This window comes from Pseudacidovorax intermedius (genome assembly GCF_003350475.1).
Lineage (GTDB): Bacteria > Pseudomonadota > Gammaproteobacteria > Burkholderiales > Burkholderiaceae_C > Xenophilus > Xenophilus intermedius.
Genome location: NZ_QQAV01000010.1, coordinates 30,359 through 54,377 on the forward strand (window position 1 = coordinate 30,359; position 24,019 = coordinate 54,377).

General features: G+C 69.3%; 23 protein-coding genes and 1 pseudogene. 18 read left to right on the plus strand and 6 right to left on the minus strand.

The window, feature by feature from the left end:
- Positions 1–36 precede the first annotated feature (36 nt).
- The 3 genes from DFR41_RS21120 to cydX are packed head-to-tail and all read left to right on the plus strand — an operon-like array spanning position 37 to position 2,968.
- Positions 37–1,626: a cytochrome ubiquinol oxidase subunit I gene (locus DFR41_RS21120; protein WP_114804162.1), complete on the plus strand. Its 1,590-nt coding sequence runs from the start codon at positions 37–39 to the stop codon at positions 1,624–1,626.
- Between the two features lie 19 nt (positions 1,627–1,645).
- Positions 1,646–2,800, plus strand: coding sequence for a cytochrome d ubiquinol oxidase subunit II (cydB, locus tag DFR41_RS21125; RefSeq protein WP_017761996.1), 1,155 nt, complete (start codon positions 1,646–1,648; stop codon positions 2,798–2,800).
- A gap of 42 nt (positions 2,801–2,842) precedes the next feature.
- Positions 2,843–2,968 carry a cytochrome bd-I oxidase subunit CydX gene (gene cydX, locus DFR41_RS21130; protein WP_114804163.1) on the plus strand — a complete coding sequence of 42 codons (126 nt, stop codon included), beginning with the start codon at positions 2,843–2,845 and terminating at the stop codon, positions 2,966–2,968.
- Positions 2,969–3,178: 210 nt separating this feature from the next.
- Here cydX and DFR41_RS21135 read toward each other — a convergent pair whose 3' ends face one another.
- On the minus strand, positions 3,179–4,162 hold the full coding sequence (locus tag DFR41_RS21135) for a threo-3-hydroxy-L-aspartate ammonia-lyase (RefSeq protein WP_114804164.1): 984 nt from the start codon (positions 4,160–4,162) through the stop codon (positions 3,179–3,181).
- 183 nt (positions 4,163–4,345) lie between these two features.
- On the opposite strand from DFR41_RS21135, the gene DFR41_RS21140 reads away from it, so the two are divergent.
- The 4 genes from DFR41_RS21140 (at position 4,346) to DFR41_RS21155 (ending at position 8,348) form a co-directional block, all read left to right on the plus strand.
- A complete protein-coding gene (locus DFR41_RS21140; RefSeq protein WP_114804165.1) occupies positions 4,346–5,812 on the plus strand; it encodes a cobyric acid synthase in 1,467 nt (488 codons plus the stop codon).
- 91 nt (positions 5,813–5,903) lie between these two features.
- The gene (gene cobT / locus DFR41_RS21145; RefSeq protein WP_114804166.1) at positions 5,904–6,971 is read left to right on the plus strand and encodes a nicotinate-nucleotide--dimethylbenzimidazole phosphoribosyltransferase; all 1,068 of its coding nucleotides are present in this window, start codon (positions 5,904–5,906) and stop codon (positions 6,969–6,971) included.
- 7 nt (positions 6,972–6,978) lie between these two features.
- A complete protein-coding gene (locus DFR41_RS21150; protein WP_114804167.1) occupies positions 6,979–7,776 on the plus strand; it encodes an adenosylcobinamide-GDP ribazoletransferase in 798 nt (265 codons plus the stop codon).
- Positions 7,761–8,348, plus strand: coding sequence for a histidine phosphatase family protein (locus DFR41_RS21155; protein ID WP_017757881.1), 588 nt, complete (start codon positions 7,761–7,763; stop codon positions 8,346–8,348). Before DFR41_RS21150 ends, DFR41_RS21155 begins: the two co-directional genes overlap by 16 nt.
- Positions 8,349–8,358: 10 nt before the next feature.
- Here DFR41_RS21155 and DFR41_RS21160 read toward each other — a convergent pair whose 3' ends face one another.
- From DFR41_RS21160 to DFR41_RS21175, 4 genes are all read right to left on the minus strand, one after another.
- Entirely contained in the window at positions 8,359–8,880 is a 522-nt protein-coding gene (locus DFR41_RS21160; protein ID WP_017757882.1) for a nucleoside deaminase, read from the minus strand.
- The gene (locus DFR41_RS21165) at positions 8,877–9,632 is read right to left on the minus strand and encodes an alpha/beta fold hydrolase (RefSeq protein ID WP_114804168.1); all 756 of its coding nucleotides are present in this window, start codon (positions 9,630–9,632) and stop codon (positions 8,877–8,879) included. The genes DFR41_RS21160 and DFR41_RS21165 overlap by 4 nt, the downstream gene beginning before the upstream one ends.
- Positions 9,633–9,704: 72 nt before the next feature.
- A complete protein-coding gene (gene nth, locus DFR41_RS21170; protein ID WP_114804169.1) occupies positions 9,705–10,352 on the minus strand; it encodes an endonuclease III in 648 nt (215 codons plus the stop codon).
- A gap of 44 nt (positions 10,353–10,396) precedes the next feature.
- On the minus strand, positions 10,397–11,221 hold the full coding sequence (locus tag DFR41_RS21175) for a ferritin-like domain-containing protein (protein WP_114804170.1): 825 nt from the start codon (positions 11,219–11,221) through the stop codon (positions 10,397–10,399).
- A 226-nt stretch (positions 11,222–11,447) separates the two neighbouring features.
- On the opposite strand from DFR41_RS21175, the gene DFR41_RS21180 reads away from it, so the two are divergent.
- From DFR41_RS21180 to DFR41_RS21190, 3 genes are all read left to right on the plus strand, one after another.
- Positions 11,448–11,993 (plus strand): 2'-5' RNA ligase family protein, encoded by a 546-nt coding sequence (locus tag DFR41_RS21180; protein WP_017757886.1) that lies wholly within the window; start codon positions 11,448–11,450, stop codon positions 11,991–11,993.
- Between the two features lie 99 nt (positions 11,994–12,092).
- On the plus strand, positions 12,093–14,717 hold the full coding sequence (gene alaS / locus DFR41_RS21185) for an alanine--tRNA ligase (RefSeq protein ID WP_114804171.1): 2,625 nt from the start codon (positions 12,093–12,095) through the stop codon (positions 14,715–14,717).
- 80 nt (positions 14,718–14,797) lie between these two features.
- Entirely contained in the window at positions 14,798–15,784 is a 987-nt protein-coding gene (locus DFR41_RS21190; RefSeq protein WP_244917829.1) for a 2-dehydropantoate 2-reductase, read from the plus strand.
- A gap of 6 nt (positions 15,785–15,790) precedes the next feature.
- On the opposite strand, the gene DFR41_RS21195 is transcribed toward DFR41_RS21190, so the two are convergent.
- Complete coding sequence (locus tag DFR41_RS21195) at positions 15,791–16,390, minus strand: TetR/AcrR family transcriptional regulator (RefSeq protein ID WP_114804173.1); 600 nt, start codon at positions 16,388–16,390, stop codon at positions 15,791–15,793.
- Positions 16,391–16,502: 112 nt separating this feature from the next.
- Between DFR41_RS21195 and DFR41_RS21200 the strand changes: the two genes are divergently transcribed.
- From DFR41_RS21200 to DFR41_RS21235, 8 genes and pseudogenes are all read left to right on the plus strand, one after another.
- Positions 16,503–16,973 (plus strand): nuclear transport factor 2 family protein, encoded by a 471-nt coding sequence (locus DFR41_RS21200; RefSeq protein ID WP_114804174.1) that lies wholly within the window; start codon positions 16,503–16,505, stop codon positions 16,971–16,973.
- Between the two features lie 94 nt (positions 16,974–17,067).
- Positions 17,068–18,234 (plus strand): PAS domain-containing sensor histidine kinase, encoded by a 1,167-nt coding sequence (locus DFR41_RS21205; RefSeq protein WP_114804175.1) that lies wholly within the window; start codon positions 17,068–17,070, stop codon positions 18,232–18,234.
- A pseudogene (locus DFR41_RS21210) lies at positions 18,231–18,923 on the plus strand (response regulator). The gene DFR41_RS21205 and the pseudogene DFR41_RS21210 overlap by 4 nt, the downstream one beginning before the upstream one ends.
- A gap of 134 nt (positions 18,924–19,057) precedes the next feature.
- Positions 19,058–20,434, plus strand: coding sequence for a CmpA/NrtA family ABC transporter substrate-binding protein (locus DFR41_RS21215; RefSeq protein ID WP_114804176.1), 1,377 nt, complete (start codon positions 19,058–19,060; stop codon positions 20,432–20,434).
- Between the two features lie 19 nt (positions 20,435–20,453).
- Positions 20,454–21,329, plus strand: coding sequence for a nitrate ABC transporter permease (gene ntrB / locus DFR41_RS21220; RefSeq protein ID WP_114804278.1), 876 nt, complete (start codon positions 20,454–20,456; stop codon positions 21,327–21,329).
- A gap of 16 nt (positions 21,330–21,345) precedes the next feature.
- Positions 21,346–22,203, plus strand: coding sequence for an ABC transporter ATP-binding protein (locus tag DFR41_RS21225; protein ID WP_244917830.1), 858 nt, complete (start codon positions 21,346–21,348; stop codon positions 22,201–22,203).
- 44 nt (positions 22,204–22,247) lie between these two features.
- Positions 22,248–22,691 carry a cyanase gene (gene cynS / locus DFR41_RS21230; RefSeq protein WP_017760078.1) on the plus strand — a complete coding sequence of 148 codons (444 nt, stop codon included), beginning with the start codon at positions 22,248–22,250 and terminating at the stop codon, positions 22,689–22,691.
- Between the two features lie 301 nt (positions 22,692–22,992).
- Positions 22,993–23,943: a Bug family tripartite tricarboxylate transporter substrate binding protein gene (locus DFR41_RS21235; RefSeq protein WP_244917831.1), complete on the plus strand. Its 951-nt coding sequence runs from the start codon at positions 22,993–22,995 to the stop codon at positions 23,941–23,943.
- The last annotated feature ends 76 nt before the right edge of the window (positions 23,944–24,019 follow it).

The following is a 24,019-nucleotide window of genomic DNA, read 5'->3' on the forward strand; positions in this document are numbered from 1 at the left end:
CATTCCGACGCCACGCATTTCAGAAGGAGTCTCACCATGGACCTCGACATCGTCGGCCTATCACGATTGCAGTTCGCAGTCACGGCCCTCTACCACTTTCTTTTCGTGCCCCTGACCATCGGGCTCGCGATCCTGATCGCGATCATGGAGACCGTCTACGTCATGACCGGCCGCGCCATCTGGCGCGACATGACCAAGTTCTGGGGCCTGCTCTTCGGCATCAACTTCGCCATGGGCGTGGCCACCGGCATCGTCATGGAGTTCCAGTTCGGCATGAACTGGAGCTACTACAGCCACTATGTGGGCGACGTGTTCGGCGCGCCGCTGGCCATCGAGGGGCTGATGGCCTTCTTCCTCGAAGCCACCTTCGTTGGGCTGTTCTTCTTCGGCTGGGAGCGACTGTCCAAGCTCAAGCACCTGATCGTGACCTGGTGCGTGGCGCTGGGCTCCAACCTGTCGGCGCTGTGGATCCTGATCGCCAACGGCTGGATGCAGAACCCGGTGGGCGCGCAGTTCAATCCGCAGACCATGCGCATGGAGGTGACCGACTTCTTCGCCGTGCTGACCAACCCGGTGGCGCAGGCCAAGTTCGTGCACACGGTCTCGGCCGCCTACGTGGTGGCGGCGCTCTTCGTGCTGGGAATCTCGGCCTGGTACCTGCTCAAGGGCCGGCATGTGCATCTGGCCAAGCGCTCGATGACCGTTGCGGCCTCCTTCGGTCTGGCTGCCTCGCTGTCGGTGGTGGTGCTGGGCGACGAGAGCGGCTACCTCTCCACCGAGCACCAGAAGATGAAGCTGGCCGCCATCGAGGCCATGTGGAAGACCGAGCCCGCGCCGGCTGCCTTCACCGCCTTCGGCTTTCCCGACCAGGCGGCGCGCGAGACGCACTTCGCCGTGCACATCCCGTGGGTGATGGGCCTGATCGGCACGCGCTCGCTCGACACCGAAATCCCCGGCATCGACGACCTGGTCAAGCGCGCCGAGGTCAACATCCGCGAAGGTGTGGTGGCCTACGACGCGCTGCAGAAGATCCGCGCCGCAGGCGCCAGCGGCGCGGTGCCGCCCGAGGCCAAGGCCGCCTTCGAGGCCAACGGCCGCCAGCTCGGCTATGCGCTGCTGCTCAAGCGCTATGTGGACGATCCGCGCCAGGCCACGCCCGAGCAGATCGCCAAGGCCGCCTGGGACACGGTGCCGCAGGTCGCGCCGCTGTACTGGACCTTCCGCATCATGGTCGCGCTGGGCCTGTTCTTCATCGTGCTCACGGCCGCCTTCTTCTGGCTGTCGGCGCGGCGCCGGCTGGAGGCGCACCCGTGGCTGCTGAAGGTGGCGCTGTGGGCGATTCCGCTGCCGTGGATCGCCGCCGAATGCGGCTGGTTCGTGGCCGAGTTCGGCCGCCAGCCCTGGATCATCGAAGGCGTGCTGCCCACGGGCGTGGCCGTCTCCAACCTGGGCGCCGGCACCGTGCTGGCCACGCTGCTGGGCTTCATCGCCATCTACAGCGTGCTGCTGGTCATCGAGATGAAGCTGATGTTCAAGGCCATCTGCAAGGGGCCGCAGGAACATCCGGTGCCGCCGCCCGCCGCGCTGCGCGCCGAGGCCGCCCCCGAACTGGCGCTGGTGCGCTGATCACCGCAGGAGCTGCATCATGATCCTTCACGAACTGATTTCCTACGACGTCCTGCGCCTCATCTGGTGGGCCCTGCTAGGCGTGCTGCTGGTGGGCTTCGCGCTCACCGACGGCTTCGACCTGGGCAGCGCCATGCTGCTGCCCTTCGTGGGCCGCGACGACACCGAGCGCCGCGTGGTCATCAACAGCATCGGCCCGGTGTGGGAAGGCAACCAGGTCTGGCTGATCCTGGGCGGCGGCGCCATCTTCGCCGCCTGGCCGCACATCTACGCCGTGTCCTTCTCGGGCTTCTACCTGGCCATGTTCGCCATCCTGGTGGCGCTCATCCTGCGGCCGGTGGGCTTCAAGTTCCGCAGCAAGAAGGAAGACCCGGCCTGGCGTTCGCGCTGGGACTGGGCGCTCTTCGTCGGTGGCTTCGTGCCTGCGCTGATCTTCGGCGTGGCCTTGGGCAATGTGCTGCAGGGCGTGCCCTTCCGCTTCAGCGACGACATGCGCATCTTCTACGAGGGCAGCTTCCTCGGCCTGCTCAATCCTTACGCGCTGCTGGCCGGCGTGCTGTCGGTGGCCATGCTGGCCATGCACGGCGCGGCCTGGCTGCAGCTGAAGACGGGCGGCGCCGTGGCTGAGCGGGCACGCCGCATCGGCATCGTGGCCGCGTCGCTGACAGCCCTGTTGTATGCGGTAGCCGGCCTGCTGCTGGCGCGCATCGTGGGCGGCTACGAGATCACGAGCCCCATCAATCCGGTCGGCCCATCCGCGCCTCTGCTCAAGACGGTGGCGGTGGGGCAGGGCGCCTGGTTCGCCAACTACGCGGCGCATCCCGCGCTGTGGCTGGTGCCGGCGCTGGGCGTGGCGGGCGCGCTGCTCGCTGCGCTGTGCTTCATGGCCCGGCGCGAGTTGCCGGCGCTGCTGGCCAGTGGCCTCGCCATTGCGGGCGTGATCGTCAGCGTGGGTGTGTCGATGTTCCCCTTCCTGCTGCCCTCGTCGCTGGACCCGCGCGCCAGCCTGACGGTGTGGGACGCCTCATCCAGCCACCTCACGCTCTTCATCATGCTGGTGTGCACGCTGGTCTTCATGCCGATCATCCTGGCCTACACCAGCTGGGTGTTCTCGGTCATGCGCGGCAAGGTCGATCCCGATGCGATCCGCGAGGAGCGTGGGCACGCCTACTGAGCGTGCCGGCGCCCCCTCTCAACAACACGAAGGAACAACACCATGTGGTATTTCTCCTGGCTCCTCGGCCTGCCGCTCGCGGCGGCCTTCGCCGTGCTCAACGCGATGTGGTTCGAGCTGATGGAAGACGATGCGATCCGCCATGACAAGCTCGATCCGCCGAAGTAGGCACCCCCCATGCCGTTTCGCGGCTCCCCCCTCTCTGGCGCCTTCGGCTTGGAGGGGGGGCGCACCCGCAGGCCTGGCAGAGCCAGTTCCTGGGGTGCTCGGGCGTGGCCTGCTCCGCGGCCCTTCGATCTTTGTCCCAGGGCCAGTTCATACGGCGGGGGTGACGCAAAGGCCGTGAAAAGCGGAAGTCCCTGCTGCCCACCGTGCGGCTCAGCGGGGCTGGGCCGGTTCCGCCATCAGCGCGCAGAAGCGCGCCATGTCCACATTGCCGCCGCTCAGGATCACGCCGACGCGCTGGCCGCGCAGCGAGTCCTTCATGGCCCGTGCTGCCGCGAAGCCCAGGCAGCCGGTGGGCTCGACCACCAGCTTCATGCGCGTGAAGAAGAAGCGCATGGCCTCGACCAGCTGCGCATCGGTGGCGGTGAGGATGTCCTGGACCTCGCGGCGGATGATGGCGAAGGTGTAGGCGCCCAGGTGCTGCGTCTGCGCGCCGTCGGCGATGGTGCGCGGCGTGTCGATGTGCACGATGCGGCCAGCGCGCAGGGACTGCTGGCCGTCGTTGCCGGCCTCGGGCTCCACGCCATAGACCTTGCACAGCGGCGACAGCGCCCGCGCCGCGAGCGCCGAGCCCGACAGCAGCCCGCCGCCGCCCAGGCAGACGAAGAGCGCGTCGAGCGGGCCCGTGTCCTCGATCAGCTCCTTGACGGCCGTGCCCTGGCCGGCCAGCACATCCGGGTGGTCGTAGGGCGGAATCAGCGTCATGCCGCGTTGCTCGGCCAGGCCGCGGGCCAGCTGCTCGCGGTCCTGCGTGTAGCGGTCGTAGGTGATGACCTCGCCGCCGTAGCCGCGGGTGGCGGCGATCTTCGCGGCCGGCGCATCCTCGGGCATCAGGATGGCGGCCGGCATGCCCAGCTCGCGCGCGGCCAGCGCCACGGCCTGCGCGTGGTTGCCCGAAGAGAAGGCCGCGACGCCGGCGCGGCGTTGTGCGGCGTCCAATTTCGACAGCGCGTTGAACGCACCACGGAACTTGAAGGCGCCCATGCGCTGCAGGTTCTCGCACTTGAAGAAGACCTCGGCGCCGAGTTCGGCGTCAGCTGTGCGTGAGCGCATCACAGGCGTGCGGTGGGCATGGCCGTCGATGCGCGCGGCCGCAGCGGCCACATCGTCGTAGGTGGGGAGGGTCAGCTCGGTCATGCACCGGAGCATGCCACGCCGGACCGCGCAGGAGCCGGAACAGATCGAAGGGCACTGCAGCAGAACAGGCCGACCGTCTCGCCGGCCGGATCGCCCATGCCGCGGCGGCTATGATTTTTCGATGCCCTGCGCCTGCTGCCCCCATTTGCCGATCCGTCCCAGCGCATGGCGCCCAGGCCGCTGATGGGCGCGCGCTGCGTCATGGTCCTCGGCACCACCAGCGGTGCCGGCAAGAGCTGGCTGGCGACGGCGCTGTGCCGCTGGTATGCGCGGCAGGGCCTGCGGGTGGCGCCCTTCAAGGCGCAGAACATGAGCAACAACGCCCGCGTGGTGCCGGCCCGCACCGACGCGGACCACGGCGGCGAGATCGGCAGCGCCCAGTACTTCCAGGCCCAGGCCGCACGTGCCGTGCCCGACGTGCGCATGAACCCGCTGCTGCTCAAGCCCGAGCGCGACACCGCCAGCCAGGTGATCCTGATGGGCGAGGTGCACGAGGCGCTGACCCGCACGCCCTGGCGCGAGCGCAGCGCCACCGTGTGGCCGCGCATCGCCGAGGCCTTCGACAGCCTGGCCGCCGACCACGACGTGGTGGTGCTCGAAGGCGCCGGCTCGCCCGCCGAGATCAACCTGATGGCCAGCGACATCGTCAACCTGCGCATGGCCCGCCATGCCGATGCGCGCTGCCTGCTGGTCACCGACATCGACCGTGGCGGCGCCTTCGCCCATCTCTACGGCACCTGGGCGCTGATGCCCGCGGCCGACCGTGCGCGCCTGGCGGGCTTCGTGCTCAACCGCTTCCGCGGCGATGCGGCGCTGCTGGCGCCCGGGCCCGAGCAGTTGCAGGGCCTGACCGGCGTGCCCACCGTGGCCACGTTGCCCATGTGGTGGCAGCACGGCCTGCCGGAGGAAGACGGCGTGTTCGACGACCGCCCCAGCGGTGATCGTGCGGCGGGCGGCCTCACGGTGGCGGTGGTGGCCTATCCCCGGATCAGCAACCTCGACGAATTCCAGCCGCTCAAGAAGGTGCCCGGCTTGCGGCTCGTGTGGGCACGCACGCCGCAGGCGCTGGCAGGCGCTGATTGGATCGTGCTGCCCGGCTCCAAGGCCACCGCCAGCGATCTGGCGTGGCTGCGCGCGCAGGGGCTGGACCGGGCCATTGCCGCGCATGCCTCGGCGGGCGGCCGGGTGCTGGGCATCTGCGGCGGGCTGCAGATGCTGGGCGAGGCGCTGGTCGATCCGCATGGCATCGACGGCAATGCGCCCGGCCTCGGGCTGCTGCCACTGGTCACGGTGTTCGCGCGCGAGAAGACCGTGCGCCTGCGCCGCACCCGCTTCGAGGCCGTGAGCGGTCCTTGGTCCGCGCTGGCGCAGGTGCCGCTGGCAGGCTACGAGATCCACCACGGCCAGACCGGCGTGCATCCGCAACTGGCGGCACAGGGCCGGGCCGTTCTGCCGGACGGGCTCGGCTGGCAGAACACCGCGGGCAATGTGCTGGGCCTCTACCTGCACGGTCTGTTCGAGGATGCCGGCGTGGTGCGCGCGCTGTTCGGCGCGCAGGTGCCCACGCTCGATGCCACCTTCGACGGCCTGGCCGACTACATCGACCGACACTTCGCGCCCGGCGTGCTGGCCGGGCTGATCGATCCGTGACCTTGCGGGGGCGGCCCTTTTGGCCACGCACAGCGCCCTGCCTCACACTGACTGACAGACGCCCAAGCTGGTCGGCGCCATTGAAACTGACATGACCTTCCCATCAGACTCCTCGCTGCAGGACCTCGACCTGCCCCCCGTCGCCGACCTGCACGACGCCGCCCTGGCCGAACGCCTGCAGGCGGCCATCGACAACAAGACCAAGCCCCTGGGCGCCCTCGGCCGGCTGGAGGCCCTGGCACTGCGCCTGGGCTTGATTCTGGGCAGCACCGCGCCCACGCTGCAGCAGCCCCAGGTGCTGGTCTGCGCGGCCGACCATGGCCTGGCGCAGCAGGGCGTGTCGGCCTATCCGGCCGACGTGACCTGGCAGATGGTCCACAACTTCCTGGCCGGCGGTGCGGCCGTGAGCGTGCTGGCACGCCAGCACGGGCTGGCGCTCACCGTCGTGGACTGCGGCGTGCGCCAGCCCTTCGAACCTGCGCCGGGCCTGCTCTCGCGCCGCGTCGGTGCCGGCACGGCCGATGCATCGCAGGGCCCAGGCATGACGCCGGAGCAATGCGCGCAGGCCATCGCCAACGGCCGCGAGGTGGTGCGCGGGCTGCCCGGCAATGCGCTGTTGCTGGGCGAGATGGGCATTGGCAACAGTTCGGCCGCAGCACTGCTGCTGTCTCGCCTGACGGGCACGGACATCGATGCCTGTACAGGCCCCGGCACCGGCCTCGATGCCGCCGGCCTGGCCCGCAAGCGTGCCGTGCTGCGCCAGGTGCTGGCGCGGCATGCCGATGCGCAGGGACCGCTGGCGGCGCTGTGCGCCTTCGGCGGCTTCGAGATCGCCACGCTGGTGGGCGCCGTACTGCAGGCGGCCGAGGAGCGGCGGGTGATCGTGGTCGATGGCTTCATCGCCAGTGCGGCCGTGCTGGTGGCGCAGGGCCTGCGGCCGCAGGTGGTGCAGCGCTGTGTCGCGGCCCATGGCTCGGCCGAACCGGGACATGCGCGCCTGCTGCAGGCACTGGGGCTGCAGCCCTTGCTGGACCTGGGCCTGCGCCTGGGCGAGGGTTCCGGCGCCGCGCTGGCCTGGCCGCTGCTCGAATCGGCATGCCGCATCCTGGGCGAGATGGCCAGCTTCGAATCGGCCGGCGTGTCGCGCCAGTCGGAATGAGGGCCGCATGAACGGCGTGCGGCACTTCCTGCTGGCGCTGCAGTTCTTCACGCGCATCCCGGTCACGGGCCGGCTGGCGGCCTGGGTGGGCTACAGCCCGCAGATGCTGCGGGGGAGCGCGGCGCATTTCCCGGGCGTCGGCTGGGTGGTTGGGCTGATCGCGGCCGTGGTGTTCGCGCTGGGGCTTGCCGGCCTGCGGGGGCCGATGGGCGCGCTGGCCGCCGCCGTGCTGGCCACGGCCGTGACGGTCTGGGCCACGGGCGGCTTCCACGAGGATGGGCTGGCCGATACGGCCGATGGGCTGGGCGGTTCGTCGCAGCGCGAGCGTGCGTTGGAGATCATGAAGGACTCGCGCATCGGCAGCTTCGGCGCGCTCGCGCTGGTGCTGGCGCTGGGACTCAAGGCGGCCCTGCTGGCCACGCTGGCGGAGCAGGGCGCGGCGGCTGCCGTGGCGTCGCTGCTCGCTGCCCACGTGCTGTCGCGGTTGGCACCCCTGTTCATCATCCGCGCGCTGCCGCATGTGGGCGACAGTGCGACCTCCAAGTCCAAGCCTTTGGCCGATGCCTTGCCCGCTGGTGCGCTGACGGTGGGCCTGGCCTGGTCCGTGCCTGCCGCGCTGTTGCTGCTGGCTGCTCAGGGCCTGCTGCACGGGCTCGCCGCGCTGCTGCTGGGCGCAGCTGCGGCGGCGTGGATGTTCCGCCTGCTGGGGCACCGGCTCGGCGGCTTCACGGGCGACGGCCTGGGCGCCACGCAGCAGCTGTGCGAACTGGCGATCTACCTGGCGCTGGCATGGCGGCCGTGGTGAACGATGCAGAGGGCGCGCTGCCCGCGCTGTGGCTGATGCGGCATGCGCGCGTGCGGGTGGCGCCCGGGCTGTGCTACGGCATCGCCGAGGTCGAGGCCGACCCGGTGGCCACGCAGGAGGCCGCGGCGCAGGCAGCGCAGCGGCTGCCGCAGGGTATGGCGTTGCGTTGCTCGCCCGCCCGTCGCTGCCAGGACCTGGCGCTTGCGCTCCATACGCTGCGTCCGGACCTGGTGCCGAGCACCGACCCCCGTCTGGCCGAGATGGACTTCGGCGCCTGGGAGGGCCGCCTGTGGTCAGACATCGGCCGGCAGGCCATGGAGGCATGGACCCGTGATTTCGGTGAGACGCCGCCGGGATTGCATGGCGAGAGCGTGCACCGCTTCCTGGACCGTATCGGCGCCGCCTGGGACGCGTGGCAGCAGGCGGGGCAGCCTGAAGTCTGGATCACCCATGCCGGTGTGATCCGCGCGGTCGAGCTGATCGGCCAGGGCCGGCGGCGCATCGCCACTGCGGCGGACTGGCCGGCCACCCCCGTGGCCTTCGGCCAATGCACCTTGTGGACAGCGCCCTGAGCCCCGGGGTTCAGCGCCCCGCCCAGAACGCCTTCTGCATCGCCACCGTCTCTGCCGCGATCTCCGGGACCGGCCCGATCAGCTCGACCGGCTTCTGGCAGTGGTCGAAGACATAGCGCGACGGCACGCTCATCGTCGGGTTCTCGGCGTGGTCGCCCGTGGCCTCAAGCAGCTGATGCTCGGTCATGCCGAACACCACGCGCCCGATGTTGGCCCAGTAGGCGGTGCCGGCGCACATGCAGCAGGGCTCCACGGCGGTGTAGAGCGTGCAGTTCCACAGGAACTCCGGCGTGAAGTTGGTGGCCGCCACGCGCGCCAGCGTCGACTCGGCGTGGTTGACCGTGTCGATGTTGCATTGCTCCAGCAGCACCGTCTCCTGGTCCGGGCCGACCAGGATCGCGCCGAAGGGATGGTGGCCCAGCGCCATGGCGCGGCGCGCGACCTCGTTGGAGCGGCGCAGGTGGCGCAGGATCTGTTCTTGCGTGGGGGCGAGGCCCTGGGGCGGATAGGTCGTCGGCGTGGTGTCGGTCATGGCAGCAGGGCTTCGAGTTCGGCGGTCAGCAGGTCCGTCAAGGCCTGCGGGGCGGCCAACTGCGGCACATGGCCGCAGGGCAGGGTGAGGCGGTGGGCGCCGGGGCTGAGCTGCTGCATGCGCGCCTGCAAGGGGTGGTAGACGGACTGGTCGTCCAGACATTCCACATAGAAGCGCGGCACGCGGCCGAAGCGTTCGGCGCTCAGCCGGTTGACCATGGCCCGTCCGCTTTCAGGCTGCGGGCGCAGCAGCGCGGCGGCCTGTGCGGCGGCAGCGGGCTCGCAGTCGTGGACGAAGCAGCGCAGCGCGCCTTCGGCGGGCACGTGGCTGGCGCTGCGGTCGGCGCTCCATTGCAGCCAGGGTCCGATGCCCGAGAAATCGCGGCCGGGCTGTTCGGCCTGTACCTGCCGGACCAGTTCGCCGAAGCCCACGCCCGAGGGCAGCATCATCCCGGCCAGGTAGACCAGGGCGGCCACGCGCTCGGGCAGCGCCTCGGCCACCTGCGAGGCGGTGATGCCGCCGCCGCTGTGGCCCAGCACCACGGCCGGCTCGCCCAAAGCGTCGATCACGCCCGCCACATGGGCGGTGTAGCTGTCGAGGCTGGCGGGCGCATCGCCCAGCGGCGGCCAGCCATTGCCCGGCAGGTCCACTGCATGCGGTTGCCAGCCGCGTTCGCGCAGCAGCGGCAGCCAGGCGTCGAAGGCCCAGGCGCCTTGCCAGGCGCCGTGGATGAGGACGATGTGGCGGGTCATGGCGGCGGTCGTCGGGTGAAAGGACGGGTGGCGGTGGCTGTGTGGATCAGTTGGTTGAGAAAGGCGCCCGGGCTACTTCGTGGCGGGCGCCGGCGTCTTCGGCTTGAAGTCGCACCAGGCCGCCACGGCGCATTCCCAGCAGCGCGGCTTGCGTGCCACGCAGACGTAGCGGCCGTGCAGGATCAGCCAGTGGTGGGCATGCAGGCGGTATTCGGCCGGCACGCGCTTGCCCAGCTTGAGCTCCACCGCCAGCGGCGTCTTGCCCGGCGCCAGGCCGGTGCGGTTGCTGACGCGGAAGATGTGCGTGTCGACCGCGATGGTGGGCTCACCGAAGGCCACGTTGAGCACCACGTTGGCCGTCTTGCGGCCCACGCCGGGCAGGGCCTCTAGCGCCTCGCGGCTGCGCGGCACCTCGCCGCCGTGCTGCTCCACCAGCATGCGGCAGGTCTCCATCAGGTGGCGGGCCTTGCTGCGGTACAGGCCGATGGTCTTGATGTAGCCCTCCAGGCCTTCGAGGCCCAGGTCCAGGATGGCCTGCGGCGTGTTGGCCACGGGATAGAGCTTGCGCGTGGCCTTGTTGACACCGACGTCGGTGGCCTGGGCCGACAGCAGCACGGCGGCCAGCAGCTCGAAGGGGGTGGTGTATTCCAGCTCGGTGGCGGGCGCCGGGTTGGCGGCCTGGAGCGTGGCGAAGAAGGGACCGATGTCGGCGGCTTTCATGGGGCGGCGATTATGGGGCGCCGCCCCGCGGCTCGGGCGCAGGGTCAGCGCAGGAAGACCTTCTGCATGAACTGGGCCACCGGCACCTGCATGGCCGCCTGCACGCGCGGCGGCAGCTCCAGCGGACGCATCAGCATCTTGAGGGTGGGGCCGACTTCGAGGTTGGTGCGGATCACGCGGTTCAGGTCCTGGCTGACCTTGCGCAGGTACTGGGGATCATGGCCTTGTGCAGGCGCCCGGGCGGGCGCGATGTGGCGGATGGCGCAGTCGGCATCCTCGCTCTTGAGTTCCAGCGTGCGTTTGGCCACCGTGCCGAAGACGCGCGCGCGGCCCAGCTTCTCCTGGGCGCGGTAGCGCCGGTAGTAGCGGTAGAAGTGCTTGTAGTGGTTGACCTCGTCGGCCGCGATGCGCGTGGCCAGATCGTGGAAGACCGGCTCGCGGGTGAAGCGCGCCAGTGCCTTGTAGTAGGTGGCAGTTCCGGTCTCGACGACGCAGCGGGCCGACATCTCCAGGCCGCGCGTGGGCGCGAGCAGCTCCACCTTGCAGTAGGTGGCGTATTCGGCCAGGAAGGCGTCGTAGGCCGGCTGCCAGTCGAAGTCGGGCCACACATGCTCCACATAGGCGCGCAGCGCACGTCCGTGCTGCAGCTCTTCGGGCTCCCACTGGCTGCACAGCCAGCCGGCCACCTCGTCGTCGCCCTCGAAATAGTCGATCAGGTTGCGGGTGTAGAGGTCGGAGCCGCTCTCGATGAAGGAGGCGGAGCAGGCCAGGTAGAAGAGCGTGTCGTCGCCGCGCGCCTTGTCGATGTCGATGCGCGAGAAGTCGAGGTCATCCAGGGTCCAGTGCGGTTTGGTGGGCACATCCAGCATGGGTTCTCCTTGCGGGCTTCGGCGGATGCCGTGCCGGCAAGCCGACACACTAGGGCTTTTACTGTTTCCATTCAGTAGGAAATCGTCACGAACCGTCCGAGCCGTGCTGGATGATGCCCCAATTCGCATGCCATTCAGCTGACCGCATGATGACCACCGGCGCCCTGAGCCTCCGACCGGCTTTCGCCGGGAGATCTGTTCCGCGGGCAAGGCCCACATTCGTCCGATGACCGACCTCCGTCCGCCCGTCCTCTACGTCTTCCTCATGCCCGGCCCGGCCGTCCAGAAGGCGCTGGACGGCCACCGGGCGCGGTGGTACTGGTCCCAGCCAGCCAAGCGGCCCAAGGCGCACCGGCTGCACCTGACGATGGCGGTACTCGGTCCGCAGCCGGATACGGCGATCGCGGACATCCGGCAGGCGCTGGCCGCCGTGGACGGCCCGGCCCTGCACCTGCGCCTCGGCGGTGCCCGCGTCTGGACGCACAACGGCGTCGCCGTGCTGCTGGCCGAGGGGGATCCGGCGCTGGTGCGGCTGCACGCGGACATCGCACAGGTGCTGGGCCGCTGGGTGCCCCAGCCGCCGCCCTGGACACCCCATGTCACGCTGGCGCACCGCGCCTGGGAGGCGGCTGCGCCGCAGGGCGAGGTCATCGACTGGGCGGTAGACGAATTCCTGCTGGTGCGCTCCTGGCTGCCCCCGCATCCGGTGCACCACGAGGTGCTGGCCCGCTATCCCTTGCGGGGCGAATCGGCCACACCCCCAAACCTATAATCGAATGTTCTGCGAAATCAGGCACTTGGGCCGGCCATCGGGGCCTGCATCAGGCGCCCCCAAGCCGCGGCGCACCGCGGTACAGAGCGACCACACCACATGAGCCAGCCCACCTTCACGGTTGCGGACATCCGCAAGACCTTCCTCGACTTCTTCGAATCCAAGGGCCACACCGTGGTCGCGTCCAGCCCGCTGGTGCCGGGCAACGACCCGACGCTGATGTTCACCAACTCGGGCATGGTGCAGTTCAAGGACGTGTTCCTGGGCGAGGACAAGCGGCCCTACGTCCGCGCCGCGTCGGTGCAGGCCTGCCTGCGTGCCGGCGGCAAGCACAACGACCTGGAGAACGTGGGCTACACCGCCCGCCACCACACCTTCTTCGAGATGCTGGGCAACTGGAGCTTCGGCGACTACTTCAAGCGCGAATCGCTGAAGTGGGGCTGGGAACTGCTGACGCAGGTCTTCAAGCTGCCCGCCGAGAAGCTGCTGGCCACCGTCTACATTGACGACGACGAGGCCTACGACATCTGGACCAAGGAAATCGGCCTGCCGCCCGAGCGCGTGATCCGCATTGGCGACAACAAGGGTGGCAAGTACAAGTCCGACAACTTCTGGATGATGGCTGACACCGGCCCCTGCGGCCCCTGCTCGGAGATCTTCTACGACCACGGCGCGCACATCCCCGGCGGCCCCCCGGGCAGCCCCGAGGAAGACGGCGACCGTTTCATCGAGATCTGGAACCACGTGTTCATGCAGTTCGACATGAAGGAAGACGGCAGCGTGGTCAAGCTGCCCGCGCCCTGCGTGGACACCGGCATGGGCCTGGAGCGCCTGGCGGCCATCCTGCAGCACGTGCACAGCAATTACGAGATCGATATCTTCGACGCGCTGATCAAGGCCGCCGCGCGCGAGACCGGCTGCACCGACCTGGCCAATCCTTCGCTCAAGGTCATCGCCGACCACATCCGCGCCACCTCCTTCCTGGTGAGCGACGGCGTGGTGCCCAGCAATGAAGGCCGCGGCTACGTGCAGCGCCGCATCATCCGCCGCGCCATCCGCCACGGCTACAAGCTGGGCCAGAAGAAGCCCTTCTTCCACAAGCTGGTGGCCGACCTGGTCGCGCTGATGGGCGCTGCCTATCCGCGCCTGCAGGCGCAAGCCCAGCACATCACCGACACCCTCAAGGCCGAGGAAGAGCGCTTCTACGAGACGCTGGCCAACGGCATGGACATCCTGGACACGGCCCTGGCCGGTGGCCAGAAGACGCTGCCGGGCGAGGTCGCCTTCAAGCTGCACGACACCTACGGCTTCCCGCTGGACCTGACGCAGGACGTCTGCCGCGAGCGCGACGTCACGGTCGACGAGGCCGGCTTCGACGCCGCCATGGAGCGCCAGAAGGCCGCCGGCCGCGCCGCCGGCAAATTCAAGATGGAGCGCGCCGTCGAATATGCCGGCGCTGGCAACGTCTTCACCGGCTATGAGCACCTGCAGGAGGCCGCCAAGGTGGTCGCGCTGTACCACGAGGGCGCGGCCGTGCAGCAGCTGTCCACCGGCCAGGCCGGCATCGTGGTGCTGGACACCACGCCCTTCTACGCCGAGAGCGGCGGCCAGGTCGGCGACCAGGGCCTGATCACGGCCGAGGGCGTGGTCTTCGGCGTGCAGGACACGCAGAAGATCAAGGCCGACGTGTTCGGCCACCACGGCATGCAGACCCAGGGCACGCTCAAGGTGGGCGATGCCGTCACGGCCGCCGTCGACGGCGAGCGCCGTGCCTCCACCGCCCGCAACCACAGCGTCACCCACCTGATGCACAAGGCCCTGCGCGAAGTGCTGGGCACGCATGTGCAGCAGAAGGGCTCGCTGGTCGATGCCGACAAGACCCGCTTCGACTTCGCCCACAACGCGCCCGTGACCGCCGTGCAGATCACCGAGATCGAGCAGCGCGTCAATGCCGAGGTGCTGGCCAATGCCGCCACGCAGGCCCGCGTGCTGCCGCTGGAAGAAGCGCAGAAGACCGGCGCCATGATGCTGTTCGGCGAGAAGTACGGCGAGACCGTGCGCGTGCTGGACATCGGCAGCAGCCGCGAGCTGTGCGGCGGCACCCATGTGCAGCGCACCGGCGACATCGGCCTGTTCAAGATCGTCAGCGAATCGGGCGTGGCCGCCGGCGTGCGCCGCGTCGAGGCCGTCACCGGCCTGAACGCGCTGGCCTACCTGCAGGGCCTGGAAGGCACCGTGCAGAGCGTGGCCGCCACGCTCAAGACGCCCGCCACCGAGGTGCAGCCGCGCCTGGCGCAGGTGCTCGACCAGGTTCGCGCGCTGGAGAAGGAGATCGGTTCGCTCAAGGGCAAGCTGGCCTCCAGCCAGGGCGACGAGCTGGCCGGCTCGGCGGTGGACGTCAAGGGCGTGAAGGTGCTGGCGGCCAAGCTGGATGGCGCCGACGCCAAGACGCTGCGCGACACCATGGACCAGCTCAAGAACAAGCTCAAGAGCGCCATCGTCGTGCTGGCCGCCGTCGACGGCGCCAAGGTGCAGATCGCCGCGGGCGTCACCGCCGACCTCACGGCCAAGGCCAAGGCCGGCGAGCTGGTCAACTTCGTCGCCCAGCAGGTGGGCGGCAAGGGCGGCGGCAAGCCGGACATGGCCATGGCCGGCGGCACCGATGCCGCGGCGGTGCCGCAGGCCCTGGCCTCGGTGCAGGGCTGGGTGGCCGAGCGGGTCTGATCCGCAGCCGCATTGCTCGCTCCAGGCAGATGAACGTGCCGCTCGCCTCCCAGCCGCCCGTGCCGGGCGAGGTGCTGGTCATGGGCGCGGGCGCCGTCGGCTGCTACGTCGGTGGCTGCCTGGCTGCCGCAGGCGTACCGGTGACCTTCATCGGCCGTCCGCGCGTGATGGAGGCACTGGCGGCCCACGGGCTCACGCTGACCGATCGCGATGGCGCACGCCGCGTTGTCGCCGCGGCCCGATTGCGCCTGACCGAGGCCGTTCCTGCCGATTCGCGACCGGCGCTGGTGCTGCTCACGGTCAAGGGCGGCGCCACGGCGCAGGCGGCGGCCGAGCTGGCAGCGAGCCTGCCGTCCGGCACACCGGTGCTCTCGCTGCAGAACGGCATCGGCAACGACCGCGTGGTGCAAGAGACCGCGCCCGCGCTGCGCGCCTTGCCGGGCATGGTGCCCTACAACATCGCCGAGCTGGCGCCCGGTGCCTACCACCGCGGCACGCCGGGCCGGTTGGCAGCACAGGAGGATGCGGCGCTGCGTGCCTGGGTGCCGGTGTTCGAGTCCGCCGGCCTGCCGCTGGACCTGCAGGCCGACATGGCCGGCGTGCAGTGGGGCAAGTTGCTGCTCAACCTCAACAACCCTGTCAACGCGCTGTCGGGCCTGCCGCTGCGCGATGAGCTGCTGGACCGCGGCTACCGCCGCTGCTTCGCCGCGCTGATCGACGAAGCGCTGGCGGTGCTGCGTGCCGCTGGCATCGAACCCGCACAGATGACCGCTGTGCCGCCCGGCCGATTGCCCGGACTGCTGCGCCTGCCGGACTGGCTGTTCCGCCGCGTGGCGGCGCCCATGCTCAAGGTCGACGCCAAGGCCCGCTCCAGCATGGCCGACGACGTGGCGCTGGGCCGTCGCACCGAGGTCGATGCGCTGTGCGGCGCCGTGGTCCGATTGGCCCGCGGCCACGGCCTGGATGCGCCGCGCAACGCGCGCATGGTCGCGTTGATGGATGGCGGCTGGCCCGCGCCGCCGCCGCGCCTGGGTTCAGCCGAACTGCGGCAGGCGCTGGGGCTCTGAGGGCGCTCAGCGCCGCGCGACCAGTGCGGACAGCACGGCGCGCAGCGTCGCGACGGCCGCCTGCCGTCCGCCCTCGTCGGTGGCCATCTGTGCCCGCACGATGGCGCCGTCGAAGGCCAGGGCCGCGGCATCGGCCAGCAGGCCCTGCAGCGGCCCTTCCGGCAGCAGTTGCGCGATCACCTGCGTCATCTCCGCCTTGTGAGCCTGCACCACCGCGGCGGCATCGGGCATGGCGGGCGCCAGCTCGACCACGGTGTTGATGAAGGCGCAGCCGCGGAAGTCCGGCTGCGCGCACCATTCGTCCAGGACGTCGGCGAGCAGCAGGATGTGTGCGCTGCCGTGCGCGGCCTCGCCGGCGCCATGGCGGCCCAGCGCGTCGATGAACCAGGCCATCCAGCGCGCATGCCGGAGGTCCAGGAAGGCGCGCACCAGCGCATCCTTGCTCGGAAAGTGCCGGTAGAAGGTGAGCTTGGCCACGCCCGACTCGGCAATCAGCCGGTCCACCCCGGTGGCGCGGATGCCGTCGCGGTAGAACAGGTCGTGGGCGGTCGAGAGGATGCGGTCGCGCGCAGGCAGCTCGGAATCCTGGGGGGCAGGGGAGGGCATGCCGCCATTGTAGACAGGTCTGTCTACATGCAGTATCGTGCGGCCGCCGATATAGACAGGTCTGTCTACATCGGCCGCTTTCCACCCTTGCCACCCCAGGAGCCTGACTCTGATGACCGACACCCGCCCACCCCTGCCGCCCTTTACGCTCGAGACCGCCACCCAGAAGGTGCGCGGCGCCGAGGACGCCTGGAACTCCCGCGACCCGGACCGGGTGGCCCAGGTCTATACCGAGGACACCGTCTGGCGCAACCGCACCGAGTTCCCGGTCGGCCGCGAGGCCGCGCGCGCCTTCCTGCAGCGCAAGTGGGCACGCGAACTGGACTACCGGCTGATCAAGGGCCTGTGGGCGTTCGATGGCAACCGCATCGCGGTGCGCTTCGCCTACGAATGGCACGACGACTCGGGCCACTGGTATCGCAGCTATGGCAACGAGAACTGGGAATTCAACGCCCAGGGCCTGATGCAGCGCCGCTTCGCCAGCATCAACGACCTGCCGATCGTCGAAAGCGACCGGCGCTTCCACTGGCCGCTGGGCCGGCGGCCGGACGACCATCCGGGGCTGGAAGAACTCGGTCTCTGAGCTGCACGCCGTGCATCTCGCGGGCACGGCGGTTGCATGCCTCTGGTGCATGGCTGTGCACGATCCTGGCGCCTTCGCGGGCGCGTTCTCTCCGATGGACCTGGGCGATGGGGTGCCCTGGCACCGTCGCCTGGGCCTGCTGCTGGAGTCCACCGGCGAGGGCATCTTCGGCATCGACCTGGATGGGCACTGCATGTTCATCAACCGGGCCGGTGCTGCGCTGCTGGGCCATGAGGCCGCCGAGGTGCTGGGCTGCAACATGCACGAGCTCACGCACCATTCGCATGCCGACGGCTCGGTCTACGCCGACACCGACTGCCCCATCTTCAACGCCTTCCGACGCGGCCTGCCGTGCCGCATCGACAGCGAGGTGTTCTGGCGCCGCGACGGCAGTTGCTTCGCGGTCGAATACTCCAGCTATCCCATCGTGGACGGCGACACGGTGCGCGGCGCCGTCATCACCTTCGTCGACATCACCGAGCGAAAGCGTGCCGCGCAGGCCATGCGCGAATCGCGCGACGAGCTGGAGCGCCGCGTGGCCGAGCGCACGGCCGAACTCAGCGCCGCGCTGAGCCATGTGCGTGCGCTGTCGGCCTGGATGGACTCGGTGCGCGAGGAGGAGCGCACGCGCATCGCCCGCGAAGTGCACGACGAGCTCGGTAGCCTGCTGGTGGGCATGAAGATGGACGTCGACTGGGTCAACCGCCGCCTGGGCGAGCAGAAGGCGCGCGAACCGGCCGAGGCCGAGGCCATGCGCCTGCAGCTGCAGGCCAAGTGCGACAACATGAGCCGGCTCATCGAGCGGGCCGTGGACAACGTGGGGCGCATCATCACCGACCTGCGGCCCAGCATCCTCGACCACCAGGGCCTGTGGGCCGCGCTGGAGTGGCAGGCCAACGAGTTCGTGCAGTCGGCCGAACTGGCGCTGGGCTGGCGCATGGCCGTGGAGGGCGCGCCCGATCTGCCCGAGCCGGCCGCGATGGCCGTGTTCCGCATCTTCCAGGAAATGCTGAGCAACGTCGTCCGCCATGCCCGCGCGAGCCGGGTCGACATCGACATCCACGTGGCGAACGGCAGCCTGCACCTGATCGTGAGCGACGATGGCGTGGGCGCGCCGACGCAGGCCTTCCATGCGCCGGGCTCGTACGGCATCCGTGGCATGCGGGAGCGCGCGCTGCATTTCGGCGGCGGCGTGGACGTGCACAGCACGGTGGGGCAGGGCACCACGCTTCACCTGCGGATGCCTGTCTCATCGACATGAACACCTCGGTCTCTGTTTCGCGCCCCATCGCCGTGCGCGTGCTGATCGGCGACGACCATCGCATCGTGCGCGAAGGCTTGCGCCAGGTGCTGGGCGACCCGGCCAATGGCGCGCCCGAGATCGTGGTCGCCGCCGAGGCCGTGACCGGGCCCGAGGTGCTGGCGCAGGTGGCCGCCTTGGGCGGACGCGCCGGCCTCGACCTGGTGCTGCTGGACATTGCGCTGCCGGGCCGCGACGGGCTCGACGTGCTGCAGGCGCTGCGCGCCGACTGGCCCTAGCTCCCGGTCGTGATGATCTCCACCTACCCCGAGCGCCAGTACGCCGTGCGCTGCATCCGCCTGGGCGCGGCCGGCTATCTCAACAAGAGCGCCGATGCGGACGAGATGGTGGCCGCCGTGCGCAAGGCGGCCGCGGGCGGCATCTACGTGACGGCGGCCACCGCCGAGGCGCTGGCCGCGGCCGTGGGCCGGGGCGGCGCCGCCACCGAGGCCCTTTCGCACCGGGAGCACCAGGTCTTCCGACTGCTCACGACAGGGCACAGCGTGAGCGAGATTGGTGCGCGCCTGGGCCTGGCGCCCAACACCGTCAGCACCTACCGCGCGCGCATCCTCGAAAAGACGGGCACGAAGAACGACGTGGAACTGGCGCTTTACGCCGAGCGGCTGGCCCAGGGCGGCACCCGGCCCTGAAACGGGTTGCCCGTGTAGTGGCAGCCCTACACGGGCTCGACGGTGCGGGCACGATTTGCCGATGGCGCGGCCGTGTTGGCCTGTTCCGGCCCGCGCGTTGCAAGGGCGAGGACATTCCATCAAAGAGGTGAAGCATGTCCCGTCTGCCTGCCATCGACCGCCGTTCCGACCCCTACGACGCCGACCGTCCGCTGATGCTGCGCTGCGCCTGCGGCCAGGACCACGCCCCGGGCGACCATCCGACCACCGCCACCTCGGTGGAAGAAGCCTCGCGCGACTTCGTCGAGGCCAGCCTGGTGAAGGCGCTGTTCCCGCACGAGCCGCTGCGGCGGCGTTTTCTGCAGGCCGTCGGTGCCAGTACCGCGCGCGCGGCCATCGCCTCGCTGCTGCCGGTGGCCTCGCTGCAGGCCATGGCCCAGGAGCAACGCCCGCCCGAGAAGAAGGACCTCAAGATCGGCTTTATCGCCATCACCTGCGCGACGCCGCTGATCATGGCCGACCCCCTGGGCTTCTACAAGAAGGAAGGCCTCAACGTCCAGCTCAACAAGACCGCGGGCTGGGCGCTCATCCGCGACAAGATGCTCAGCCGCGAGCACGACGCCAGCCACTTCCTGTCGCCCATGCCGCTGGCCATCAGCATGGGGCTGGGCTCCACGCAGGTGCCGATGAAGGTGGCCACCATCCAGAACACCAACGGGCAGGCCATCACGCTGCACGTCAAGCACAAGGACAAGCGCGACCCGAAGCAGTGGAAGGGCATGAAGTTCGCGGTGCCCTTCGAATACAGCATGCACAACTTCCTGCTGCGCTACTACCTGGCGGAGCATGGCGTGAACCCCGACACCGACGTGCAGATTCGTGTCACGCCGCCGCCCGAGATGGTGGCCAACCTGCGCGCCGGCAACATCGACGGCTTCCTGGGGCCGGATCCGTTCAACCAGCGCGCGGTGTACGACGAGGTGGGCTTCATCCACATCCTGTCGAAGGAGATCTGGGACGGCCACCCGTGCTGCGCCTTCGGCGTGAGCGAGGCTTTCATCCAGCAGAACCCGGCCAGCTTCGCGGCGCTGTACCGCGCGGTGATCAATGCCTCGTTCATGGCCAGCCAGCCCAAGGACCGCGAGCTGATCGCCAAGGTGATCGCGCCCACGCAGTACCTCAACCAGCCCGAGACGGTGATCGCGCAGGTGCTCACCGGCAAGTACGCCGACGGCCTGGGCGCCGTGAAGAACGTGCCCGACCGCGCCAACTTCGATCCCGTGCCCTGGCAGAGCATGGCCGTCTGGATGCTCACGCAGATGAAGCGCTGGGGCTACGTCAAGGGCGAGATCGACTACCGCCAGATCGCCGAGAAGGTCTTCCTGCTGACCGACGCCAAGAGGCAGATGGCCGCCGCCGGCTGGAAGGCGCCGGAGGGCGCCTATCCGCGCTTCAAGGTGATGGGCAAGGAGTTCGATCCGGCCCGCCCCGAGGCGTACGTCAAGAGCTTCGCCATCGCGAAGACGGCCTGAGGCGGGCACCGCCATGGCCATGAACAGGACTTCGACCTCGCTCACCGTGCGTGCGGCCATTGTGTCGCTGCTGCTGCTCGTGCTGATGCTGGGCGGCTGGCACCTGGCCACCGCCCCGGTGGCCTCCGCTGGCAGCACGGCGGGCCTGACGCAGGAGCAGATCGACTACCTCAAGCTGATGGGCAAGGACCCGGCAGCCGGGACCCAGAAGAGCAGCGGCTTTCCGACGCCCGCCCAACTGGGACGCACCATCGTGGAGGAGCTGTCCGATCCCTTCTACGACAACGGGCCCAACGACAAGGGCATCGCGATCCAGCTGGGCTGGTCGCTGCTGCGCGTGGGGCTGGGCTTTGCCCTGGCCTGCGTGGTGGCGGTGCCGGCGGGATTCCTGATCGGCATGTCGCCGCTGATGCGCAAGGCCTTCGACCCCTTCATCCAGGTGCTCAAGCCGATCTCGCCGCTGGCGTGGATGCCGCTGGCGCTCTACACCATCAAGGATTCGTCGGTGTCGGGCGTGTTCGTGATCTTCATCTGCTCGGTGTGGCCCATGCTGATCAACACCGCCTTCGGCGTGGCCTCGGTCAAGCGGGAGTGGCTCAACGTGGCCAGCACGCTCGAAGTGCGGCCCCTGCGGCGGGCGCTGCGGGTGATCCTGCCGGCCGCCGCACCCACCATCTTCACCGGCATGCGCATCAGCATGGGCATCGCCTGGCTGGTGATCGTGGCGGCCGAGATGCTGGTGGGCGGCACCGGCATCGGCTACTTCCTGTGGAACGAGTGGAACAACCTGTCGCTGGCCCATGTGATCTTCGCCATCCTGCTGATCGGCGTGGTGGGCATGCTGCTGGACCTGGGCTTCGCGGCGCTGCAGAAGAAGGTGACCTATGTGGAGTGAGCCCGCCATGATGTCCATGTCCCCGGTCCAGGCCGGCCTCACTGCGACGGAGGCTGCCGCACCGCGCTCGCCGACCACCGGCGCCTTCCTGCAGGTGCAGGGCCTGGGCCGCGTGTTCCAGCCCGGGCGCCCGGTGTTCGCCGACGTCGACTTCGGCGTCGCGCGCGGCGAGTTCGTCTGCATCATCGGCCACTCCGGCTGCGGCAAGACCACCATCCTCAACGTGCTTGCCGGGCTGGACGAGGCCAGCGAAGGCCATGTGTTCATGGATGGCCGCGAGGTGCGCGGGCCCAGTCTGGAGCGCGGTGTGGTGTTCCAGAACCATGCGCTCATGCCCTGGCTCACCGTGCGCCGCAACATCGCCTTCGCCGTCGAGTCGCGCTGGCCGCGCTGGAGCCGGGCGCAGGTGGTGGCCCATGTCGAGAAGTACGTGGCCCTGGTCGGCCTGTCGGCAGCGCTGGACAAGAAGCCTTCGCAACTCTCGGGCGGCATGAAGCAGCGCGTGGGCATCGCCCGCGCCTTCGCCATCGAACCCAAGATGCTGCTGCTGGACGAACCCTTCGGCGCCCTTGATGCGCTGACGCGCGGCACGATCCAGGACGAGCTGCTGGCCATCGTCCAGCGCAGCCAGCAGACGGTGTTCATGATCACCCACGACGTGGACGAAGCCATCCTGCTGGCCGACCGCGTCCTGCTGATGCGCAATGGCGTCGAACTGCCGGACGGCCAATGGCGGCCGGGCGGCATTGCCGAATCGGTGCAGGTGGCGCTGCCGCGCGAGCGCACCCGCGCCGGCCTGCACCGGCTGCCCGGCTACTACGAGCTGCGCAACCACATCGTCGATTTCCTGGTCAGCCGCGCGCATGCGGCGTGACCCGTTTCCCTCTTTCAACCCTGCCCCGCACAAGGAGCCATCGCATGAACCGCAACGACGTCACCGAAAAGATCATCGCCACCAAGGTGTCCAAGGGCATCACCTGGACCTCCGTGGCCGAGCAGGTGGGCCTGTCCAAGGAATGGGTCACGGCCGCCTGCCTGGGCCAGATGACGCTGGACGCGGCCCAGGCCGCCACCATCGGCGAGATCTTCGGCCTGAGCGCCGACGAGCAGAAATGGCTGCAGGTGGTGCCCTACAAGGGCTCGCTGCCCACGGCCGTGCCGACCGATCCGCTGATCTACCGCTGGTATGAGATCGTCAATGTCTACGGCACCACCATCAAGGAGCTGATCCACGAGGAGTTCGGCGACGGGATCATGAGCGCCATCGACTTCAAGATGGACATCGTGCGCGAGGCCGACCCCAAGGGAGACCGCGTGAATGTGGTGCTGTCGGGCAAGTTCCTGCCCTACAAGACGTATTGAGGCGCGCGCACCCGTACGGTGCGGCTGCCAGGCCGGACGCACCGACGTCTGCCCAATTTCCCCAAAGACGCCCCGCCGCCACATGCGCCGGGGCGTTTTGCTTGGGCATGCTTCCTGCATAAAATGTTCCTGTAATAGATCGTTGATTCATTGGTGAATCAAACGAACCCTCCAACTTGGGAACAACCCGCATAGCAAAGCCTTTGGCAGCCCTTACTCTCGCTGTCGTATTTCAGAAAAGAATCGTCGTTTCACCTATTAATCAATCATGTCCTTTCCCACGAAACTCCTCCGCTCCCTGATGCTGGGCCTGGGACTGGTCGGTGCCGCCAGCGCCGCACTGGCGCAGGGCAACTGGCCGTCCAAGCCGATCACCATCGTCGTCGCCTATCCGGCGGGCGGCGACACGGACGCCCTGGCCCGTGTCTTCGCCGAGAAGCTGGCCCCGCGCCTGGGCCAGCCGGTGCTGGTGGACAACAAGCCCGGCGCCAGCGGCGTGATCGGCAGCGCCTTCGTGGGCAAGGCCCAGCCCGATGGCTACACCTTGCTGATGGCACCCAATACCTTCGCCATGGCACAGCTGGTACTCAAGACCACGCCCCAGGCCGGCTATGACGTGCTGAACGGCTTCACGCCCATCATCCAGACCGGCGCGCAGCCGCTGTTCATCGCCGCAGGTCCGGGCACCAAGGCCAAGTCGCTCAAGGAGGCCATGGACGAGTCGAAGAAGAGTGAGCTGGCCTATGCCAGCCCCGGCAGCGGCTCGCCCATGCATGTGCTGGGCGAGATGTTCAACAAGAGCACCGGCGCCAACTTCCGCCATGTGCCGTACCGCGGCGTCGCGCCGGCGCTGACCGACATCGCCGGCGGTCATGTGCCGCTGACCTGGATCACCTACGGCCCCATCGCGCCTTACCTTGCCGATGGAAAGATGCGTCTGTTCGCGGTCGCCCAGGCCCAGCGTAGTCCGCTGGCCCCCGATGTGCCGACGCTGGGCGAGCTGGGCTACAAGAATGTCGAGGTCACGGCCTGGAATGGGCTGTACGGTCCCAAGGGCCTGCCGCCCGAGATCGTGAAGACGCTCAACGCGCAGTTCAACGACATCATCAAGATGCCCGACGTGGCCGCGAAGATGAAGACGCTGGGCACCATCCCCGTCGGTGGCGCCCCGGAGGTGCTGGCCAAGACGACGGCCGCCGATCTGGAGCGGTTCATGCGCGTGGTGAAGGAGCTGGGCATCCAGGCGGACTGACGAAGGCCTGCCACTGCGCAAGGCAGTGGCGCTTTCAGCAGAAAAAGGGAAGGGCGGTCCGACGGGTGTCGGGCCA

Coding starts and splice junctions, on each gene's coding strand:
- DFR41_RS21120 (WP_114804162.1), top strand. CDS start 37: ATGGACCTCGACATCGTCGGCCTATCACGATTGCAGTTCGCAGTCACG.
- cydB (WP_017761996.1), top strand. CDS start 1,646: ATGATCCTTCACGAACTGATTTCCTACGACGTCCTGCGCCTCATCTGG.
- cydX (WP_114804163.1), top strand. CDS start 2,843: ATGTGGTATTTCTCCTGGCTCCTCGGCCTGCCGCTCGCGGCGGCCTTC.
- DFR41_RS21135 (WP_114804164.1), bottom strand. CDS start 4,162: ATGACCGAGCTGACCCTCCCCACCTACGACGATGTGGCCGCTGCGGCC.
- DFR41_RS21140 (WP_114804165.1), top strand. CDS start 4,346: ATGGGCGCGCGCTGCGTCATGGTCCTCGGCACCACCAGCGGTGCCGGC.
- cobT (WP_114804166.1), top strand. CDS start 5,904: ATGACCTTCCCATCAGACTCCTCGCTGCAGGACCTCGACCTGCCCCCC.
- DFR41_RS21150 (WP_114804167.1), top strand. CDS start 6,979: ATGAACGGCGTGCGGCACTTCCTGCTGGCGCTGCAGTTCTTCACGCGC.
- DFR41_RS21155 (WP_017757881.1), top strand. CDS start 7,761: ATGGCGGCCGTGGTGAACGATGCAGAGGGCGCGCTGCCCGCGCTGTGG.
- DFR41_RS21160 (WP_017757882.1), bottom strand. CDS start 8,880: ATGACCGACACCACGCCGACGACCTATCCGCCCCAGGGCCTCGCCCCC.
- DFR41_RS21165 (WP_114804168.1), bottom strand. CDS start 9,632: ATGACCCGCCACATCGTCCTCATCCACGGCGCCTGGCAAGGCGCCTGG.
- nth (WP_114804169.1), bottom strand. CDS start 10,352: ATGAAAGCCGCCGACATCGGTCCCTTCTTCGCCACGCTCCAGGCCGCC.
- DFR41_RS21175 (WP_114804170.1), bottom strand. CDS start 11,221: ATGCTGGATGTGCCCACCAAACCGCACTGGACCCTGGATGACCTCGAC.
- DFR41_RS21180 (WP_017757886.1), top strand. CDS start 11,448: ATGACCGACCTCCGTCCGCCCGTCCTCTACGTCTTCCTCATGCCCGGC.
- alaS (WP_114804171.1), top strand. CDS start 12,093: ATGAGCCAGCCCACCTTCACGGTTGCGGACATCCGCAAGACCTTCCTC.
- DFR41_RS21190 (WP_244917829.1), top strand. CDS start 14,798: ATGGGCGCGGGCGCCGTCGGCTGCTACGTCGGTGGCTGCCTGGCTGCC.
- DFR41_RS21195 (WP_114804173.1), bottom strand. CDS start 16,390: ATGCCCTCCCCTGCCCCCCAGGATTCCGAGCTGCCTGCGCGCGACCGC.
- DFR41_RS21200 (WP_114804174.1), top strand. CDS start 16,503: ATGACCGACACCCGCCCACCCCTGCCGCCCTTTACGCTCGAGACCGCC.
- DFR41_RS21205 (WP_114804175.1), top strand. CDS start 17,068: ATGGACCTGGGCGATGGGGTGCCCTGGCACCGTCGCCTGGGCCTGCTG.
- DFR41_RS21215 (WP_114804176.1), top strand. CDS start 19,058: ATGTCCCGTCTGCCTGCCATCGACCGCCGTTCCGACCCCTACGACGCC.
- ntrB (WP_114804278.1), top strand. CDS start 20,454: ATGAACAGGACTTCGACCTCGCTCACCGTGCGTGCGGCCATTGTGTCG.
- DFR41_RS21225 (WP_244917830.1), top strand. CDS start 21,346: ATGTCCCCGGTCCAGGCCGGCCTCACTGCGACGGAGGCTGCCGCACCG.
- cynS (WP_017760078.1), top strand. CDS start 22,248: ATGAACCGCAACGACGTCACCGAAAAGATCATCGCCACCAAGGTGTCC.
- DFR41_RS21235 (WP_244917831.1), top strand. CDS start 22,993: ATGCTGGGCCTGGGACTGGTCGGTGCCGCCAGCGCCGCACTGGCGCAG.